This window comes from Paraburkholderia nodosa DSM 21604, assembly GCF_000519185.1.
Lineage (GTDB): Bacteria > Pseudomonadota > Gammaproteobacteria > Burkholderiales > Burkholderiaceae > Paraburkholderia > Paraburkholderia nodosa.
In genome coordinates this window covers 17,890-35,555 of sequence record NZ_JAFA01000051.1, presented here as the reverse complement: position 1 = coordinate 35,555, position 17,666 = coordinate 17,890, and the positions used below count along the sequence as shown (strand labels likewise).

The 17,666-nt window shown below is 63.2% G+C and carries 16 protein-coding genes and 2 pseudogenes; 10 read left to right on the top strand and 8 right to left on the bottom strand.

Features of this window, described 5'->3' with window-relative positions; genetic code table 11:
* From waaC to A3CW_RS54105, 4 genes and pseudogenes are all read left to right on the top strand, one after another.
* Window positions 1–1,002: a lipopolysaccharide heptosyltransferase I gene (gene waaC, locus A3CW_RS0139660; RefSeq protein WP_028208491.1), complete on the top strand. Its 1,002-nt coding sequence runs from the start codon at window positions 1–3 to the stop codon at window positions 1,000–1,002.
* Window positions 1,003–1,248: 246 nt separating this feature from the next.
* Window positions 1,249–2,133 (top strand): Kdo hydroxylase family protein, encoded by an 885-nt coding sequence (locus tag A3CW_RS0139655; RefSeq protein WP_028208490.1) that lies wholly within the window; start codon window positions 1,249–1,251, stop codon window positions 2,131–2,133.
* Between the two features lie 85 nt (window positions 2,134–2,218).
* Window positions 2,219–3,526, top strand: coding sequence for a lipid IV(A) 3-deoxy-D-manno-octulosonic acid transferase (gene waaA, locus A3CW_RS0139650; RefSeq protein ID WP_028208489.1), 1,308 nt, complete (start codon window positions 2,219–2,221; stop codon window positions 3,524–3,526).
* 24 nt (window positions 3,527–3,550) lie between these two features.
* Window positions 3,551–3,947 (top strand): annotated as a pseudogene (locus A3CW_RS54105) (hypothetical protein); the annotation flags it as partial.
* On the opposite strand, the gene A3CW_RS0139640 reads toward A3CW_RS54105, so the two are convergent.
* Window positions 3,922–5,034: a glycosyltransferase family 9 protein gene (locus tag A3CW_RS0139640; protein ID WP_028208488.1), complete on the bottom strand. Its 1,113-nt coding sequence runs from the start codon at window positions 5,032–5,034 to the stop codon at window positions 3,922–3,924. The pseudogene A3CW_RS54105 and the gene A3CW_RS0139640 sit on opposite strands and share 26 nt — an antisense overlap.
* Before the next feature lie 233 nt (window positions 5,035–5,267).
* On the opposite strand from A3CW_RS0139640, the pseudogene A3CW_RS52805 reads away from it, so the two are divergent.
* Both A3CW_RS52805 and A3CW_RS0139630 read left to right on the top strand, forming a co-directional pair.
* Window positions 5,268–5,646, top strand: a pseudogene (locus A3CW_RS52805) (3-deoxy-D-manno-octulosonic acid transferase); the annotation flags it as partial.
* A 698-nt stretch (window positions 5,647–6,344) separates the two neighbouring features.
* The gene (locus A3CW_RS0139630; protein ID WP_081772026.1) at window positions 6,345–8,348 is read left to right on the top strand and encodes an acyltransferase family protein; all 2,004 of its coding nucleotides are present in this window, start codon (window positions 6,345–6,347) and stop codon (window positions 8,346–8,348) included.
* A 27-nt stretch (window positions 8,349–8,375) separates the two neighbouring features.
* Here the strand turns inward: A3CW_RS0139630 and ureG are convergent, their stop codons facing one another.
* From ureG to A3CW_RS0139595, 7 genes are all read right to left on the bottom strand, one after another.
* A complete protein-coding gene (gene ureG / locus A3CW_RS0139625; RefSeq protein WP_028208485.1) occupies window positions 8,376–9,026 on the bottom strand; it encodes an urease accessory protein UreG in 651 nt (216 codons plus the stop codon).
* 16 nt (window positions 9,027–9,042) lie between these two features.
* The gene (locus A3CW_RS0139620) at window positions 9,043–9,723 is read right to left on the bottom strand and encodes an urease accessory protein UreF (protein WP_028208484.1); all 681 of its coding nucleotides are present in this window, start codon (window positions 9,721–9,723) and stop codon (window positions 9,043–9,045) included.
* On the bottom strand, window positions 9,710–10,393 hold the full coding sequence (ureE, locus tag A3CW_RS0139615) for an urease accessory protein UreE (protein ID WP_028208483.1): 684 nt from the start codon (window positions 10,391–10,393) through the stop codon (window positions 9,710–9,712). The genes A3CW_RS0139620 and ureE overlap by 14 nt, the downstream gene beginning before the upstream one ends.
* A gap of 9 nt (window positions 10,394–10,402) precedes the next feature.
* Window positions 10,403–12,109, bottom strand: coding sequence for an urease subunit alpha (ureC, locus tag A3CW_RS0139610; protein ID WP_028208482.1), 1,707 nt, complete (start codon window positions 12,107–12,109; stop codon window positions 10,403–10,405).
* A 42-nt stretch (window positions 12,110–12,151) separates the two neighbouring features.
* On the bottom strand, window positions 12,152–12,457 hold the full coding sequence (locus A3CW_RS0139605) for an urease subunit beta (protein ID WP_028208481.1): 306 nt from the start codon (window positions 12,455–12,457) through the stop codon (window positions 12,152–12,154).
* A gap of 17 nt (window positions 12,458–12,474) precedes the next feature.
* Window positions 12,475–12,777, bottom strand: coding sequence for an urease subunit gamma (ureA, locus tag A3CW_RS0139600; RefSeq protein WP_028208480.1), 303 nt, complete (start codon window positions 12,775–12,777; stop codon window positions 12,475–12,477).
* Window positions 12,778–13,027: 250 nt separating this feature from the next.
* A complete protein-coding gene (locus A3CW_RS0139595; RefSeq protein WP_028208479.1) occupies window positions 13,028–13,933 on the bottom strand; it encodes an urease accessory protein UreD in 906 nt (301 codons plus the stop codon).
* An 803-nt stretch (window positions 13,934–14,736) separates the two neighbouring features.
* Here A3CW_RS0139595 and A3CW_RS50480 point away from each other — a divergent pair.
* The 4 genes from A3CW_RS50480 (at window position 14,737) to A3CW_RS0139560 (ending at window position 17,609) form a co-directional block, all read left to right on the top strand.
* Window positions 14,737–15,144 (top strand): hypothetical protein, encoded by a 408-nt coding sequence (locus tag A3CW_RS50480; protein WP_028208477.1) that lies wholly within the window; start codon window positions 14,737–14,739, stop codon window positions 15,142–15,144.
* Window positions 15,145–15,180: 36 nt separating this feature from the next.
* On the top strand, window positions 15,181–15,411 hold the full coding sequence (locus tag A3CW_RS50475; RefSeq protein WP_028208476.1) for a hypothetical protein: 231 nt from the start codon (window positions 15,181–15,183) through the stop codon (window positions 15,409–15,411).
* Window positions 15,412–15,856: 445 nt separating this feature from the next.
* Window positions 15,857–16,678 (top strand): type IV toxin-antitoxin system AbiEi family antitoxin domain-containing protein, encoded by an 822-nt coding sequence (locus A3CW_RS0139565; RefSeq protein ID WP_028208474.1) that lies wholly within the window; start codon window positions 15,857–15,859, stop codon window positions 16,676–16,678.
* Window positions 16,662–17,609: a nucleotidyl transferase AbiEii/AbiGii toxin family protein gene (locus A3CW_RS0139560; protein ID WP_028208473.1), complete on the top strand. Its 948-nt coding sequence runs from the start codon at window positions 16,662–16,664 to the stop codon at window positions 17,607–17,609. The genes A3CW_RS0139565 and A3CW_RS0139560 overlap by 17 nt, the downstream gene beginning before the upstream one ends.
* The last annotated feature ends 57 nt before the right edge of the window (window positions 17,610–17,666 follow it).

Here is a 17,666-nt window from a genome sequence, read left to right as displayed (position 1 = left end):
TTGAGCGTGCAAAAGATCCTCATCGTGCGCGTGTCGTCGCTTGGCGACGTCGTCCACAACATGCCCGCCATTGCCGATATCCGGCGACGGTACCCCGACGCGCAGATCGACTGGCTCGTCGAAGAGAGCTTCCAGTCGCTCGTCGAGCTCGTGGAGGGCGTGCGCCGCGCGATTCCGTTTTCGCTGCGCCGCTGGCGCAAGGGCCTCCTCTCGGGCGCCAACTGGCGCGAGATCGGCGCGTTCCGGCGCGCGCTCGCAGCCGAAAAGTACGACCTCGTGATCGACTGCCAGGGGCTCATCAAGACCGCCTGGGTCGCAAGCTGGGCGCGCGGGCCGCTCGTCGGCCTCGGCAATCGCACCGATGGTGCGGGCTACGAATGGCCCGTGCGCTTCTTCTACGACCGCTCGATCCGCATCGAGCCGCGCACCCACGTGGTCGAGCGCACGCGCAAACTGGTTGCGGGCGCGCTCGATCTCGCGCCGCCGTCGCCCACCGACGACATTGAGTTCGGCCTCGACACCTATCGCGCCGCGCAGGCGCTCGCAGGCGTCGGGCTGAACCTGCCGGTGCCCTATGTGGTGTTCGTGCACGCCACGTCGCGCGCCGACAAGCAGTGGCCCGACCAGCACTGGATCGAGCTGGGCCAGGCGCTCGTGCGGCGCGGCGCGTCGCTCGTGCTGCCCTGGGGCAGTGAGGCCGAGCGCGCCACGAGCGAGCGCCTCGCGCGCGAATTCGGCGAAGCGGCGATCGTGCCGCCCAGGCTCTCGCTGCCTGCCGTGGTGGGCCTCATCGACGGCGCGGCGGCCACGGTGGGCGTGGACACGGGTCTCGTGCATATCGCGGCGGCGCTGAAGCGCCCGACCGTCGAGTTGTACAATTTCGCGACTGCCTGGCGCACGGGCGGCTACTGGTCGCCGAACGTCGTCAATCTGGGCACGGCAGGCCAGCCGCCGACGCTCGCGCAGGTGAAGGGCGCGCTGGCGGGCTTCGGGCTGCTGTAGCGGCGCGCCGCCGCGGCGCGGGCGCTGGACGGGCTGCGGCGCGTCAAGGCGAACCGTGGAGGCTGCGGGTATAAGAATCGGCGCGCGCGAGGGTCCACAAATGTGCACAAGCGAGCGCCAGGGCCTGGCCGGCAAGGGCCGCGCATGACGGCAATAAAGCGGGCAACAGGGCGGGCAACAAGGCACGCCACGCTCGCAGCGCGCCACACCGCCAGGCAATCAGATCCATCGCTTCCAGGGGCGACCATGAACGAATCCCAGATCATCGAAATCACTTCCGCCGACTGGCAGGGCCAGCAGCTCTCGCAACCGCGCGAGACGCTGCTCGACGCCGTCGAGCAGGGCAAGGTGCTGTATTTTCCGAACCTGGCCTTTGCGATCGAAGGCGGCGAGCGCGCGCTGCTCGACCCCGCGATCGCCGACCCCAAGCGCAAGAACATCAGCCTCGACCCGAACGGCGGCGCGCTGCACGGCGTGCTCGGCGACACCGTCACGCAGTCGGCCGTGCGCGCGTTGATCGCGCGTTACCAGACCTGCGCGCGCACGCTGGTGGACGGCCTCTTTCCCGAGTACACCGGCAAGCTGCGTGTCGCGCCCACGAGCCTGCGCCTGCATCAGGTGGAAACGCGCGAGACCTCGTGGCGCAAGGACGATTCGCGTCTGCACGTGGATGCGTTTCCGTCGCGCCCGAACTACGGCGAGCGCATCCTGCGGGTGTTCACCAACGTCAATCCGAACGGCGTGCCGCGCGTGTGGCGCGTGGGCGAGCCGTTCGAGGACATGGCCAGGCGCTTCCTGCCCAACATCAAGCCGCAGTTTCCGGGCTCGGCGTGGCTGCAGAACCTGCTGCACATCACGAAATCGCCGCGCAGCGAGTACGACCATCTGATGCTCAACCTCCACGACGGCATGAAGGCCGATCTCGGCTATCAGAAGTCGAGCCCGCAGGAGACCATCGGCTTTCCGCCGGGCAGCGTGTGGGTGTGCTTCTCCGATCACACGTCGCATGCCGTGATGTCCGGTCAGTTCATGATGGAGCAGACCTTTTTCCTGCCGGTGAAGGAGATGGTGCATCCCGAATGGGCGCCGCTCGGCATTCTCGAACGCCTGAAGGGCAAGGAACTGGTTTGAATCCACGCGCGATGAGCCTGCCGATACACGCATCCAGCCGCGCGGCCGCGGCGTTTCGCCTGACCCTGGCCGACGCGGAGGCCCGATGCTGAGAGTGATCTATCGCGCGGCCTGGTGGCTCATTGCACCGCTCGCGGTGCTGCGGCTGTTCATTCGCTCGCGCCGCGAGCGCGGCTATCGCGAGCATATCGGCGAGCGTTTCGGCTATTGCACAGGGCGCCTGCCCGAGGACGACGCGCCGCTCATCTGGGTGCATGCCGTCTCGGTGGGCGAGACCCGCGCGGCGCAGCCGCTCGTCGACGCGCTGCTGGCGGCGCGCCCCGACGCGCGCATCCTGCTCACGCACATGACGCCGGGCGGCCGTGCCACGGGTGAGCAGCTTTTCGGCAATCGCGTGCTGCGCTGCTACCTGCCGTACGACATGCCGCACGCGGTGCGGCGCTTCCTGCACGCATGGCGGCCGTCGCTCGGTCTCGTGATGGAAACCGAGGTCTGGCCTACGCTCATCGACGAGTGCAAGCACGCCGACGTGCCGCTCGTGCTCACCAACGCGCGCATGTCGGCGCGCTCGTTCAAGCGGGCGGCGAAGTTCGGCGCGGGCGCACGCGAGGTGTTCGGCGGCTTTGCACGCGTGCTGGCGCAAAGTCCCTCCGACGCGGAGCGCCTCACCGCGCTCGGCGCGCGCAGCGTGGCGGTGCTCGGCAACCTCAAGTTCGACATGGCGAGCCCGCCGGCGCTGATTGCGCGCGGCCGCGAGTGGCGCCGCGCGATCGGCGAGCGCCCGGTGTGGGTGGCAGCGAGCACGCGCGAAGGCGAAGAGGAACTCGTACTGCAGGCCTTCGCGTCACTCAATGTCCCAGACGCGCTGCTGATCCTCGTGCCGCGCCATCCGCAGCGTTTCGACGAGGTGGCCGCGCTCGTGGAGCGCAAGAACTTCAAGCTCGAGCGGCGCTCGCGCTGGGCGCCGGCTGCGGCTGCCGCGGCGTCCGTGCACGCGGGCGTGCGCGTGTTGCCGCAGGACGTGAGCGTTTTGCTCGGGGATTCGATGGGGGAGATGGGCGCTTACTACGCTGCCGCCGATCTCGCGTTCATCGGCGGCAGTCTCTTGCCGCTCGGCGGGCAGAACCTGATCGAAGCATGCGCCGTGGGCGTGCCGGTGCTGATCGGGCCGCACGTATTCAACTTCACGCAGGCGACCGCCGACGCCACGGCCGCGGGCGCCGCCCTGCAGGTTCAGGACCCCACCGATCTCGCGCGCGCCTTGTGCGAACTCTTCAACGACAAGCCGCGCCGGGTCGCCATGGGCGCGGCTGCCGCCGCATTTGCCTCGCGTCACCGCGGTGCGACGGCGCGCACGGTGGATGTCGTGCAGGCGCTCGTCTCAGATGTATGACTTTGCGTGCGGTAGCGCGTAGCCCGCTCAATTCCACTGCGCTCGCCGCACCTCAATGGCACTGTTGTACGTTCACCGCTTCCCGTCCCGAACGAGTTTGAATGACACCATGCTCGGACACAGCAGGCGATCGGCCTGCGAATTGAAGAGTGGCGGTCGGACCACGACTGACTTCGGCCACACGGTTTGCACGGTGATGAGACTCCTGTCGGTCTCATTGCGGAACTGGGCGAAAACCCTACCTCTCGTGGAGGACGTGGAAAGGGCGAACGACGAGCGCAAAGAGCGAATTCGGCACCGCAATTGGCGGCTCGACAAAATCCGCGGCGGACATCATCGGCGTGCCAAAGAAACGGCCGTCATGAAGGTGAAACGATGTCTGCAAATCGCACAATTCACCCAAGCAGAATATCTTTCATGACATTCACCACATCATTTGGCTCAATGCTCGTGACATCACTCGCCCCCGTCAGTGGAGAACATTTGAAAAAATCATTCTCGACGTAGCGGGTTCTTGGGTCAATGTCATTGCTAAACAAGGCGATGGTCGGCACGCCGCCCGCGTGCGCAATATGCAGAAGCCCGCCGTCCGCCCCTACAAATAGCCTGCTCTGCCTTATCAGGGAAAAGCATTCATGAATCTTCAATTTGCCAACCAATGAGGTGAGCTTCAGATTCCTGAGTTTCATGCCGATCAGATCGTTAGCTTGCTTGAGTCCATTCTCCGATCCGACTAGGACAAACTCGTAACGCGACAACCCTTCGTCGTCGTCAAGCCTTGCTAGAACGTCTGCCCACTTACTGTAGATGCGGTCGGATTCCCTGCCGCCGACAGAAATGGCGACTCTCCCGGCATAGCCTTCCGATGGAAAGTCATCGCCCTTGGGAGCGTCGAGAACGAGTCGGGCATTTTTATACAGGTCCATATCGGCGATCCCGCATTTCAGGATCTTGTTGAAAGCGTAGTAGCTGAACTGTATGTGATTGAAATTACGCCCTGCATACCATCCGATCAGGCTGGTAAATCTGGATTGGCTCGCATGCCTGATTTTCTCTTTTATTACACGAATTCCGAGCTTGTTCAGTATGACGAAATCGTATTCGCCGAAATCGACTTCACGATAATCCGTGTAGATTTTCGATAGGTACCGGTCATGCCGAAAGAGCTCGGCCAGAGACGGATCGAGCACAACATCCAGCTTGTACGGGGTTCTGCCAATTAACGCCCGCCCGGAAAGATCCATTAACGCGTCGCCGATGTTGTTGACGCCGCTGTACGCCAGTAAAATCCGGGCGCCATCATGCAAGTCCGCGGCTTCTGTATACAGACTGAGTTGCCGGTTAAATGAAAGTATCGACCATTTATGCAACTGCTTTTTCAGAAGCGAAATCTTCTTGTAAAAAGAGAGATTCTCGACCGCATCCTGAATAATTCCTGGATGAGGAACGCGTAGGCTTCTATCTATAAAACCATGGACCGGTTCGACTTTCCTTTTTTCACTCTGCATGAGCCTGCCCGCAACATCCCTAATCCTTTGACCGAAAGACTATTATGCCACCGTGTGTCTGATGTACTCGCCGTCCAGCAACGCCATCGTCAGGCCATCATCAGGTGCCGCACGAACGCCTGTGCGAGCCGCCGTCCGTCTCTCAATAAATAAGTGCCATATCATTGTGCGTGCAGACGATCCGCTTGGCTGCGGTGGCCTCGGCGCATGCGGGTGTGCGGTTGCCCCCTCAGGACTTAAGCGTCCTGCTCGGCGACTCGATGAGAGAGATGGGCGCTTACTCCGCCATCGCTGACCTTGCATTCATTGGCGGCAGCCTATTGCCACTCGGCGGGGAGAAACTGATCGAAGCGTGCGCCGTGGGCGTGCCGATGCTGATCGGGCCGCATGTCTTCAACTTCAAGCAGGCTACTGCCGGCGCCCCGGCCGCTGGCGCGGCCCTGCAGGTGCAAGAACCCGTCGATCTCGCATGCGCCTTGCACGAACTCTTCGACGAAAAACCACAGCGTGTCGCCATCGGCGCGGCTGCGGCGGCATTCACCTCGCGCCACCGCGGCGCGCACGCGCACGCGCACGGTGGATGTTGTGCAGGCTCTCGTCTGCGATGTATGAATTCGCGCGCGGTAGGGCATGCGAAAGTCGCCCAGCGTGAGCCTCACAATGTCCACCGTGCGCGCCGCACGAAGTCGATTCGATATGCTTTCGGCGTATTTCTTGACGCAACAGGTTCGTGATCTCAAACATATCCGCAGAAAAATAAATAGGATAGCTAATTATATTTTCATGCGATTGATAGATGGCAAGGCGAATGTGAGCATCAGAGCAAAGCATGCGAACCGGGAAAGAAACGTCCACTGGAAATGTAGTGAGACAACTGTCGGCAACACCGATAGAAAGGCGGCCTTCGCCGCGCAGACTCATCGCTCACAAGCTAAATGCGACTGAATTCCCTTCAAGAAAGCCACGGTTCGGCACGTGAATCACGGCGTAAAAAGCCTTCGTCTTCGCGTTGAAACACTTTGTTTGTTATTTGAAAGTCCGCTTTTTGAAAGGGGAGAGCGCGGCTACGTGAAGGGCAACGTATAGACGCATGAAGGGTGGCATATAGACGCATGAAAGGGTTGGGTCATTGCGTGCCTTCGCGCGCAGCGATGCGTACGTATGCGCACATACGCTCAAGCCAGAGCGCGGGTGTACTGGGTTCACGTGGCTAACTTGCGTTCGAGCCACGGCTGCGTAAGGAACGCATTGCTGATTATCGGTGTCGCTCCCCTCCGCTTCACCGATATGCAGTCACCGTAGGCTCGTTCATGTCACCGACGATTACCCCGCAAGTGCTGCCGGTTCCGTCCGCGACGGAAATCCTCGATAGTCCGCCGGATCGAGCCGCGACCCGCAGCGTAGCGACGCATGAATATCGCCCCCACGTCGACGGCCTGCGCGCCATCGCGGTGATGGCAGTGATTCTGTTTCATGCGTTCCCAAGCCGGATGGCAGGCGGATTTATCGGCGTCGATGTTTTTTTTGTCATATCCGGATACCTCATTACCACCATCATTCTCACCAATCTCGAGCGCGACAAATTCAGCATTGCTGATTTTTACGCCAAGCGCATCCGACGGATCTTCCCTGCGCTGCTTCTCGTCCTGTTCTTTTGCGCGGTTGCCGGTTGGCTCGTGCTGCTGCGAGACGAGTACCCGCAACTTGGGAAGCACATCGTCGGCGGGACTTCCTTCGTCCAGAATTTTGTCTTGTGGAGCGAGAGCGGTTACTTCGATAGCGGTCACGAGGCCAAACCGCTGTTGCATCTCTGGAGCCTTGCGGTTGAAGAGCAATACTACATATTCTGGCCCCTACTATTGAGCTATGCGTGGACGCATCGCTGGCGCTTCCCGGTCGTCAATGGGGTGATTCTGGCGGCGTCCTTTGGCATTAGCGTGTGGCTTGCGTGGCGCGATCCTGTTGCGGCCTTCTACTCGCCGCTTTCCCGCTTCTGGGAACTCATGGTTGGCGGCTCGCTCGCCTATTTCGCTTTGCGTCGCCCGGATCTGGTCGGCCGATATGGCAACCTGCTCTGTGCAACGGGAGTGAGTCTCTTGCTGTCTGGATTCTTGCTGATCAACCATGAGCGGCCATTTCCAGGATTTTGGGCATTGTTGCCGACGATGGGCACATTCCTCGTCATCGCAGCGGGTTCAGGCGCGTGGATCAATCGCACTATTCTCTCGAGTCGCCCCTTCGTGACTTTCGGGCTGATTAGCTACCCGCTTTATCTCTGGCATTGGCCGTTGTTGTCTTTCGCACATCTGGTCTGGCCGGACAATGGTCACCCCACGAAGATTGCCGTGGTATTGCTATCAGTCTTGCTCGCCTGGCTCACACACCGCTTTGTCGAGAGGAAGATTCGCTGGCATCGCTCTGCGAATCGAACGGCGCTTCTGCTGGTTCTCGGCCTCGTGCTGATGATGGTTAGCGGCGTGGCGATCAAGGACGCGCTCATCAGTCCCCGTTTCGACGCTGTCAACCTCGCAACGCGGACCGGGTGGTACTTCCTCGCGCTAAGAAGTCCAGATGGCGAGGCTCGGGACGGCATCTATGCCTTGCACGAAGACCGGAAGACTACGACGCTATTTCTCGGGGATTCGCATGTCGCCCAGTATGCCGAACGAGTCTATGCGGATGAGGAGCGCGACCCTTCAAAAAACGGCGCCATCTTTGCTGTTGCTGCGGCTTGCCCTCCCATTCCGCACGTTATCGATCATGATTTGCCGGTCGATTCGGAGTGCGGGTCGGTCCGGCGCGAGGCGCTGGCGAAGGCCGCGAATAGTCGAATCACGACGGTTGTGATCGGCGGTTACTGGAGTTACTACTTCAACGCCGCGGGCTATTACGTGGCCAGCGGTCAAAAGGAGTTGAGTCTGGCCACGCCCGAAGGAAGAGCGGCAGCGTTCGCCGAGCTCGATCGGGAAGTCAGGGAACTGCAGGCGCAGAACAAGAAGGTCTATGTGCTCCTCGACAATCCGATAGGTGACCCGTTCGACCCACATGTATTTTTGTCGAGAATCGGGCGTTTCGACCCACGCCAGGCTGAGCAACGGGTGAAAATCGACGGCCTGCAACAAAGCGTTCGCAAGGAACTGATCGCGCTTGCCGAGCGCGATCATGCTTCACTCATCGACCCCGACGCACGACTGTGTGTGGATGAAGCGTGCATCCGCGTGACGGGAAAATGGTCGGCCCTCTATGAGGACAGATCACACCTGAACCCGGACTGGATCGTGAAAAACGCCGACTACATCGATCCGTCAATCTGAAAGACCGGTGGTGTGACGTCGATGCGTTCAAGCGTTATCGGTGACGAGGAGGCCGCGCTTTTCGATGAACGCGACGACCTCACCAAGTCCCTCGAGCGCCTTCAAATTGCACATCACGAACGGCCGCTCGCCGCGCATCTTTTTAGCGTCGGAGGCCATCACGTCGAGGTTCGCGCCCACGAGTGGCGCGAGGTCGGTCTTGTTGATGACGAGCAGGTCCGACTTCGTGATGCCGGGGCCGCCCTTGCGCGGGATCTTTTCGCCGCCCGCCACGTCGATCACGTAGATCGTGAGGTCCGAAAGCTCGGGGCTGAAGGTGGCCGCGAGATTGTCGCCGCCCGATTCGATGAAGACGATGTCGGCATCGGGAAAGCGCGTGAGCATCTGGTCGACGGCTTCGAGGTTGATCGACGCGTCTTCGCGGATCGCCGTGTGCGGGCAGCCGCCCGTTTCCACGCCCATGATGCGCTCGGCGGGCAGGGCGCCCGCGACGGTCAAGAGGCGCTGGTCTTCCTTCGTGTAGATGTCGTTGGTAATGGCGACGAGGTCGTAGCGTTCGCGCATGGCCTTGCAGAGCATTTCGAGCAAGGTTGTCTTGCCTGAGCCGACCGGTCCGCCCACGCCGACGCGCAGCGGCGGCAGTTTCTTCGTTCGTTTGCTGGGTGCGTGCGAATTCATGGTTCGTGTGTCTGTTTCAGGAGCGGAAAAGCCGCGAGTACTGCGATTCGTGGCGCGCAGAAAGCACGCCGAGCTGCGGCGCAAAGGTGTTGAGCGCCTCGGGCGGCGTCGCGCGCGCGCGCGCCACGGCTTGTTCGATTGCGGGCCGCAGCGCGACGATGATGCGCTGGCCCGCGAGCTGGCCGAGCGGCACCGCCTTGAGCGCGGCGGCCGTCTGGTTCTCGATCCAGCTGAACGCGTAGGCGGCGAGCGCGGCGTCTGGCACGGCCGCGTGCGCCCACGCGGCGAAGGCGAAGGCCGTGGGCTGCGCAACGGGCGTCATGCGCTCCAGCGTGGCGCGCCGTTCGGCGTCGCCCCATTCGAGCTGCGCGCAGAGCTGGCGCAGCGACCAGCCCATCTGCGCGGTTTCGCGCCGAAGTTCCGCCGACTCGCGGCTAGCGACGAATTCCTCGTTCGCAACGATCAGCGCGCGTGCGTCATGCGCGCGCCAGCGTTCCATCTGGTGCGCCACGAAAGGTAGCTCGCCGCTAGCGAGCACGTTCGCGAGGCCGCCCGCTATCCAGTGCGCGGCGTCGTCGGCGTTCGTGACGAGTTGCGCATCGATTGCGGCTTCGAGCCCCTGCGAGTAGCTGAACGCGCCGATGGGCAGCGCCGGCGACGCGAGATGCAGCAGGGCGGTGAGCTCAGCGATGTTCATGGCTGTGGTCGTGCGCGTGGCCGTCGCAATGACCGTGATCGTGTCCGCAATCGTGGTCATGCGCGTGATCTTCGCCATGCGCGTGATCGTGCGAATGACCGTGCGCAGGGTCGTGCGCGTGCGCGTGGTCGTGCGAATGCGCATGACCATGGTGCTCCTCGTACACCCGTTGCGCGAGCGCGTAGTCGTCGGCGAAGGTTGCGTCGTGGCCGTGGCGATGACCGCCGCCGCTTTGGCCACTGTACGCGCCCGATTCCGGCTGGAACGGCAGTTCCAGGCGCTCCACCTGCGCGCCCAGCCGCTTGAGCATGTCTTCGAGCACGGGGTCCGCTTCGAGCCTGAGTTCGTCCGCGCCCACTTCCACCGGCGTATGGCGATTGCCGAGGTGATACGCGGCGCGCGTGAGCGTGAGGCGGTCGGGCGCGCGTACCCGCAACACGCTCTCGGGCGCCGCGATCACGCGCACGAGGCCGCCGTCGTCGGCCACGAGCAGGTCGCCGTCGCGCAGCACCGTGCCGCGCGGCAGCACCACGCCCACTTCCTCGCCCGTGTCGAGCGTGGCCGCCAGGCGGCTCTTGCAGCGCGCGTCGTAGGGCAGCGTGAGCGTGGGCGCGCGCTTCACCAGAACGGGCGCGAGCTTCGCATTGAGTCGTTTGTCGATCGTGCGCATGGCTAAACTTTAGAACAGGAAATAGCGCTGTGCCATCGGCAGCACCGTGGCGGGCTCGCAGGTAAGTAACTGGCCGTCGGCGACGACCTGGTACGTTTCGGGATCGACGCTGATCGTGGGCTGCCAGGCATTGTGAATCATGTCGGCCTTCGTCACGCTGCGGCAGTTGCGTACCGCCACCACCCGCTTTTGCAGGCCATAGCGCTCGGGCATGCGCTTGTCGAGCGAGAGCTGCGAAACGAAGGTGAGCGACGTTTGTGCGAGCGCCCGCCCGCGCGTGGCGAACATTTCGCGGTAATGCACGGGCTGGGGCGTCGGAATCGAGGCGTTCGGGTCGCCCATCTGCGCGAGCGCGATCATGCCGCCCTTGAGGATCAGCGAAGGCTTGATGCCGAAGAACGCCGGCTCCCAGAACACCAGGTCGGCCCATTTACCCGGTTCGAGCGATCCCACTTCGTGCGCGATGCCATGCGTGAGCGCAGGATTGATCGTGTACTTCGCCACATAGCGCTTCACGCGGAAGTTGTCGTGGCGTGCGCTGTCTCCGGTCAGTGCGCCGCGCTGCACCTTCATCTTGTGCGCGGTCTGCCACGTGCGGATGATGACCTCGCCCACGCGGCCCATTGCCTGGGAATCCGAAGAGAGCATCGACAGTGCGCCAAGATCATGGAGGATGTCCTCGGCGGCGATGGTCTCGCGGCGGATGCGCGACTCGGCGAATGCAATGTCCTCGGCAATCGACGGGTCGAGGTGATGGCACACCATCAGCATGTCGAGATGCTCGTCGAGCGTGTTGATCGTGTACGGGCGCGTGGGATTCGTCGAGGAGGGCAGCACGTTCGCTTCACCACACACCTTGATGATGTCGGGCGCGTGGCCGCCGCCCGCGCCTTCCGTGTGGTACGTGTGGATCGTGCGGCCCTTGAAGGCGGCCACCGTCGCTTCCACGAAGCCCGACTCGTTGAGCGTGTCGGTGTGAATGGCCACCTGCGTGTCCGTTGCGTCCGCCACGCTCAGGCAGTTGTCGATGGCGGCGGGCGTCGAGCCCCAGTCCTCGTGCAGCTTCAGGCCGATCGCGCCCGCGGCGATCTGTTCTTCGGCGGGTTTCGGCAGGCTCACGTTGCCCTTGCCGAGAAAGCCGAGATTGATCGGCCAGCCGTCCGCGGCCTGGAGCATGCGCTCCATATGCCACGGGCCCGGCGTGCAGGTGGTGGCGTTGGTGCCGGTGGCGGGGCCGGTGCCGCCGCCCAGCATGGTCGTCACGCCCGAGGCGAGCGCTTCGTCGATCTGCTGCGGGCTGATGAAGTGAATATGCGTGTCGATGCCGCCCGCCGTGACGATCTGGCCTTCGCCCGCGATCACTTCGGTCGCGGCTCCAATGGGAATCGTCACGCCCGGCTGCACGTCGGGGTTGCCCGCCTTGCCGATCTTCCAGACGCGGCCGTCCTTGATGCCGATGTCGGCCTTCACGATGCCCCAGTGATCGATGATCACGGCGTTCGTGACCACGGTGTCCGCAACTTCCGAGTGCGTGCGCTGCGACTGGCCCATGCCGTCGCGGATCACCTTGCCGCCGCCGAACTTTACTTCGTCGCCGTAGACGGTGTAGTCGCGCTCGATCTCGATGATGAGTTCGGTATCGGCAAGGCGCACGCGGTCGCCGGTGGTGGGGCCGAACATCTCCGCGTAGGCGCGGCGGCCGATCTTCAATGTCATGTCGGATTCCTGATGAAATCGCCTGAAAACGCCAGTCCGCGCTCAGAGCGGACCCATCACCTGGCCGTTGAAGCCGTACACGGCGCGCTCTCCCGCAAGCGCCACAAGTTCCACGGTGCGCTCCTGTCCTGGCTCGAAGCGCACGGCCGTGCCCGCGGCAATGTTCAGACGAAAGCCGCGCGCGGCTTCGCGGTCGAACGAGAGTGCGGCGTTGACCTCGTAGAAGTGGAAGTGCGAGCCGATCTGCACAGGGCGGTCGCCCGTGTTGGCCACCTTCACGGTGAGGGTTTCGCGGCCTGCGTTGAGTTCGATTTCGCCGTCGTCGATCAGCATTTCGCCGGGGATCATGGCTGGCTCCTCCCGGCTCAGGGGATCGGATGGTGGACGGTGACGAGCTTGGTGCCGTCGGGGAAGGTTGCTTCGACCTGGATGTCGGGGATCATCTCGGGCACGCCTTCCATCACGTCGTCGCGCGTGAGAAGCGTGGTGCCGTAATGCATGACCTCGGCGACGGTCTTGCCGTCGCGGGCGGCTTCCATCAGCGCGGCGCTGATGAAGGCGACCGCCTCCGGGTAGTTGAGTTTGAGGCCGCGCTCGCGGCGCCTTTCGGCGAGCAGCGCGGCGGTGAAGATCAGGAGCTTGTCTTTCTCGCGTGGCGTGAGCTTCATCGCGTCATCGTATTGGGTCGGTTGGGCAAGTCTGTCGACCCAGCTTACGGGAGCGAGGTTACGTGCAGCTTGCGGCCTCGCGCGCAGCGCGCACGAATCGATGCAAGCTCACAGCAAGGTATGTGCCAATGAAGGGGACAGCGTGTATGCACCAACTGCGAGGGGCTTGTGCACCGCGTTGGCGTTGCTGCGCTGCGTTATCGTGCGAGGAGGCGCCGATGCGCACCGCTGCGGTGCGTGCAATGTGCCTTCAGGTCGTCCACAAGCGCAGCGGTGCGGCCTTTACGCCATGCACGAACGGCCGCAGCGCCGTCCAGCACTGTGTGAGCGTGTTCTGCAGCGGTTCCATCGAACGCCCGACCACGCGCACGAGCACCACGCCCGGCGCGATGCAGGTCGCGCCCGAGCGCAGCGTGTCGTCGAAGGGCAGGATAGCGGCGAGGTCTTGCGCGAGCGCCTCGTTGCACGCGGGGCCGATCGCCCACAGCACGCCGAAAGCGGGGTAGCCCGCGAGGCCTTGTGGCGCGTCGCGCAGCGGGTCGTTGGCGTCGATGAGGGCGCGTTCGAGCCAGAGCAGTTGCTCGCCGGCTTCGCTTTCGGGCGCCGCGCGCGTCACGCGCGTGAGCGCTCGCACCATGCCCGCCGACCAGCGTTCGCCCGCGGCCTGGCGGCCCAGTTGCGTGGCGTCCCAGCCGATGGCCGTGGCCCCCGCGCCAAGGGTGAGCGCGAATTCGAGTTCGGCGTGGGCGTGGTCGAACACGAGGTTGTTCTGCGGCAGCCAGTCGAGCTTCGCGCCCGCGCCCACGCGCACGTTGATGCGCTGGCGCGCCACGCGCCCGTTCGACTTGTACCACTTGGTGGCGCCTGGCGTCGTGAGCACGGCGTGAGCGCCTTCGCCCACATTCACGTCGATGTCGAGCCGGTCGCCGCCTGCGATGCCTGCCGGCGGATGCACGATCACCGCGTGACAGATCCCGTCGCCTTCGGGGTAGAGCGGCCGTTGCACACGCAACGGCCCCACGTGCAGGCGATGCGTGAGCGCCGTACGTGCACCCTGGCGCTCGAAGCCGAGCTCGAGCTTCGCGGCCCATTCCTGGTGAGCGGTGCTGCGAAACGTGGTGTTGGCGAGTGCGGCGTGATCGACGTGGAGCGACATGCGTGGCGAGGGGGACGGGGCAATGGCGGGGAGGATAGCACGCGCGCTCGAGCGCGCTGATCAGGGGCCAGGGAGCGTGCGGGTCACGCCGGCGGTTCAACGCTCAGACAGATGGCGTCTTGTACGTCCAGAACGCGAGAAGTTCGCGCGATCCGGTCCTTGACCATCAGGAACGGGCCAGCACTTTCGCCTGTCAGTATCTCGTAGCCGGGGCGCTCGAGCATTGTGCTCATCAGGTCGCGATTGCGATGCGTTGATTTGCCGCATGGATTACGGGTGCGGCACCGTTGCGAAGCTCAGCCGCGCAAGCACCAAGGTTATGGCGACAGCGCATATCGGGAACCGGGCGTTTGCACGTAGCCGCGCCACAGGAGTCCTCGCGGGTGCGTCGAAGTTCGTGCGGCCGGCCGACGTCTGCGCCAAAAGTCGCAGCATTTTTTCCGATGCGATCGGCGCCAGCCGGCCGCACTTCTGCCGTTGAGCGGTTCCCGGCAAACGGTCTGCAGCACGCTGCAGATCGGACATCCGGGCGGTGTTCGCAGGCGCCCGCCGCCCGCCATCCTCTTCGTCGCTTCCTGAGAAGGCCGGTTGCCCTGGCTTCGTTCAGGGCGGCTATTGAGCGGCGCTCGCGTCGACGCCAGTGCGCCGCAGGATCGGAGCCAGCCAATCGCCGCCACCGAGCAACGTTGGCGGCGAGGTCGCGCCTATCAACAAGGCGTGGAGCGACGATTTTTCGAGTATTCGTCATTCGAAATGGCTATTTGCGAGAATATTTCGAGACTTCTGAATGTTTTTCGAGTCGCATGGCCGAACTGGAGCCCGTTGGCTACCAGCACCTCATCGAGCAAACCTGGAACCACGGGTTCGGCCGCTTCAGGCGCGCTTATCTCGACGATTCCGTGAATCAGAAAGTGCGCGGCCACAATGGATTCTGTTATCCGCGCAAGGCCGCGGTGGAGCAAACACTTATCAGACACGTCGAATTCGCGCTTCGCACTAAGGTGGTGAGTCTTGAGGTGCTTGAGGCGGTGTTCGAGCACCTGGCCGAGGTGGAACTTCTACGCCGGTGGTCCGGGTCGCCGAACAGTGCGTTCGTTTGGAAGGGCATGCGCGCCGCACGTAATTTCGTCACCGGGAGGGCGACCCTACCGGCTCTTCGACGCGACAGGGGAAGTCCGTTTCCTGCACCGCATGCCCATCGACGCTGCTAAGGACCAGGTTGTCACGCGAACTGCCGGCTAAGCGGATTGGATGCCGCGTTTGAGCAGTTGAACGGCGAACTCAATCTTCCCCGCCCGGACCTGTCCGCGCTCATCCGCATGGTGCAATCGAACAACGGAAAGCTGTCTTCGAACAAACGCAAGACGTACTCGCATCTGCCCGATGAGGTCATTGCCCGGATCGAAGAGGTGGTGCGCGAGGCCTTCAAACCGGCATCGGCACACCCCAGCGGTGACGGCGAATCCTCGCAGCCCTGAGAGCCGGAGTACCGCGGCGCGCCTCCCGAAGCGACCGTTCTTCGAGGAAGAAGCGCCAATGGCAAGGCGGAGTGAAGAATTTTCAGGCAAAACGACAGAATTTCGTATGGCAACAGCGATGTCGACGCGAACGGGGTTCCCAATGTCCTGAGGTGCTCGCCTGTTCCGAACGCCCGATGTTGCGCTGAGCGGGGGCGCCACATGCTCCAGGAGTACGCCTGGCTCGACGGGCTGGCTACGTACCAAAGCTATCACCCGAGACTGGGGGGCCGTGATGCGTGCCACCTTGTGAGCAAAGGGCAGCACAAGGTCTTCCGTGTACCGATTGCCGCCAGGATAGAGGTTTACTATTTGAGAAAAAAGATCATCATTAGTGATCTTTTTTCATTTCAGTTAAACCGGTTCGCCCTTGGCAACAGTTTATAAAAGTTGTATTTTGAACACTATGAATGATCGAAATCCAGGAAAGCTGAACCTCCTGCTAGCCGAACTCGGAGACACACGCCTGATATCGAGTCGCTGGCTGAGGGCACACGGCTATTCCAACAGCCTGGTTGCGCGCTACGTGAGTAGTGGCTGGCTGGTGTCGCCTGCACGCGGCGTCTACATGCGCAAGGGTGGGCGCCTGCAGTGGGAGGGCGTGGTCCGCAGTCTGCAGGTCGGCGAGGGCATGCCGCTGCACGTGGGGGGGCGCTTCGCGCTAAGTCTGCAGGGGCACGAGCACTACCTGCGTCTAGGCGATGCCGGCACGATCACCTTGTATGGGGGGGGGCGGCCACCGTCATGGCTCGGCAATCTGTCCTTGGCGCAGCGCTTCGAGTATCTGGGCAAGGGGCCGTTCGATTGGCCGCCCGTGTCGCTCACGGTGGAGGTGTCCGCGACGGTGCTGTCCGAACAAGGCCTGGCGTGGCACCAGGCAGCCCCCGGCACCGACGCACTGGTTTGTTCCGCGCCGGAGCGGGCTATGTTGGAGTTGTGCGATAACGTCTCAGACGCGGCGTTGGTCTACGAGGTGGACGCGCTGATGCAGGCCATGACCACGCTGCGGCCTCAGCGGGTCGGCCTGCTGTTGCGCCACTGCTACAGCATCAAGGCCAAACGACTGTTCCTGGCGCTGGCCGAGCGCCACAGGCATGCGTGGCTGCCGCACGTGCCACTGGATGGCGTCGATCTGGGGCGGGGAAAGCGCGCGCTGGTGCCCGGCGGCCGCCTGCATCCGATCTACCAGATCACCTTGCCGGGAGACCTCGATGAACACCTGGCTTGATCGTTGGGATCGGCGCTACACCGACCGCGTACGACTGCTTGTCGAGATTCTGCCGGCCTTGGCGCAAGAGCCTCACTTCGCGCTCAAAGGCGGCACGGCGATCAACCTGTTCGAGCACGACCTGCCCCGATTGTCAGTGGACATTGATCTGGCCTGGTTGCCAGTGCATGACTATGCTGAGGACGCAAAGCTCATTGCCGAAGCGCTTGGGCGGCTGGCCGATGTGCTGCGCAGCCCGCCTTTACAACTGCAGGTGCAGTTGTCGGCAGCCGAGGGCGCGAACTTCACGCGGCTGGTAGCCAGTCGTGGCCGTGCGCGCGTTCAAATCGAAACGACACCGGGTATGCGCGGTACGGTGCATCCGGCGCGGAACATGGTGGTGCGCCCGAGGGTCGAGGAGGCGTTTGGCTTCGCCTCGGTGCAGGTGCTGAACTTTGCCGACCTCTATGCGGGCAAGCTGGCTGCGGCATTGTCGAGGCAGCATCCCCGCGATCTTTTTGACGTCGGCTTGTTGCTGGAAGACGAACGGACGGATCAGGTGCTCTGGCGGACTTTTCTCGTCTACCTGACGTGTAGCCCCAAGCCTGCCTGGGAGATGCTGGCGCCACGCGTGCCGGGAGATTTCGCCGCGACCTTCGAAGCGCACTTCAAGGGCATGACGGCCGAGCCTGTTAAAGCCGAAGTCTTGCTGGACATTCATGAGCGCCTGCTGGTGCGGGGGGCCGGTTGGCTGGATGAACCGTCATGTGAGTTCCTGCGATCCATCGAGGATCAGCGGCCGGACTTCGATCTGATCGAACTTCCGCAAGCAGCCGATTTGCCGGCGGTGCGGCGCAAGCTGCACAACATGGCGCAGCGCACCGATGCCAAGCGCGCGGCGGATCGGAGTCTGCTGGAAGAGACGCTGGCCAGGATTGTCTGTGTCAGATGAGACGATAGTTCACGATTTCACATCGGCCTATGAGATTGGCCAATGCCTGGATTTCAG

Bases quoted from the DNA above. Each gene is read 5' to 3' on its own strand.
- A3CW_RS0139655 (WP_028208490.1), top strand. From the start codon at position 1,249: ATGAACGAATCCCAGATCATCGAAATCACTTCCGCCGACTGGCAGGGC.
- waaA (WP_028208489.1), top strand. From the start codon at position 2,219: ATGCTGAGAGTGATCTATCGCGCGGCCTGGTGGCTCATTGCACCGCTC.
- A3CW_RS0139640 (WP_028208488.1), bottom strand. From the start codon at position 5,034: ATGCAGAGTGAAAAAAGGAAAGTCGAACCGGTCCATGGTTTTATAGAT.
- A3CW_RS0139630 (WP_081772026.1), top strand. From the start codon at position 6,345: ATGTCACCGACGATTACCCCGCAAGTGCTGCCGGTTCCGTCCGCGACG.
- ureG (WP_028208485.1), bottom strand. From the start codon at position 9,026: ATGAATTCGCACGCACCCAGCAAACGAACGAAGAAACTGCCGCCGCTG.
- A3CW_RS0139620 (WP_028208484.1), bottom strand. From the start codon at position 9,723: ATGAACATCGCTGAGCTCACCGCCCTGCTGCATCTCGCGTCGCCGGCG.
- ureE (WP_028208483.1), bottom strand. From the start codon at position 10,393: ATGCGCACGATCGACAAACGACTCAATGCGAAGCTCGCGCCCGTTCTG.
- ureC (WP_028208482.1), bottom strand. From the start codon at position 12,109: ATGACATTGAAGATCGGCCGCCGCGCCTACGCGGAGATGTTCGGCCCC.
- A3CW_RS0139605 (WP_028208481.1), bottom strand. From the start codon at position 12,457: ATGATCCCCGGCGAAATGCTGATCGACGACGGCGAAATCGAACTCAAC.
- ureA (WP_028208480.1), bottom strand. From the start codon at position 12,777: ATGAAGCTCACGCCACGCGAGAAAGACAAGCTCCTGATCTTCACCGCC.
- A3CW_RS0139595 (WP_028208479.1), bottom strand. From the start codon at position 13,933: ATGTCGCTCCACGTCGATCACGCCGCACTCGCCAACACCACGTTTCGC.
- A3CW_RS50480 (WP_028208477.1), top strand. From the start codon at position 14,737: ATGGCCGAACTGGAGCCCGTTGGCTACCAGCACCTCATCGAGCAAACC.
- A3CW_RS0139565 (WP_028208474.1), top strand. From the start codon at position 15,857: ATGAATGATCGAAATCCAGGAAAGCTGAACCTCCTGCTAGCCGAACTC.
- A3CW_RS0139560 (WP_028208473.1), top strand. From the start codon at position 16,662: ATGAACACCTGGCTTGATCGTTGGGATCGGCGCTACACCGACCGCGTA.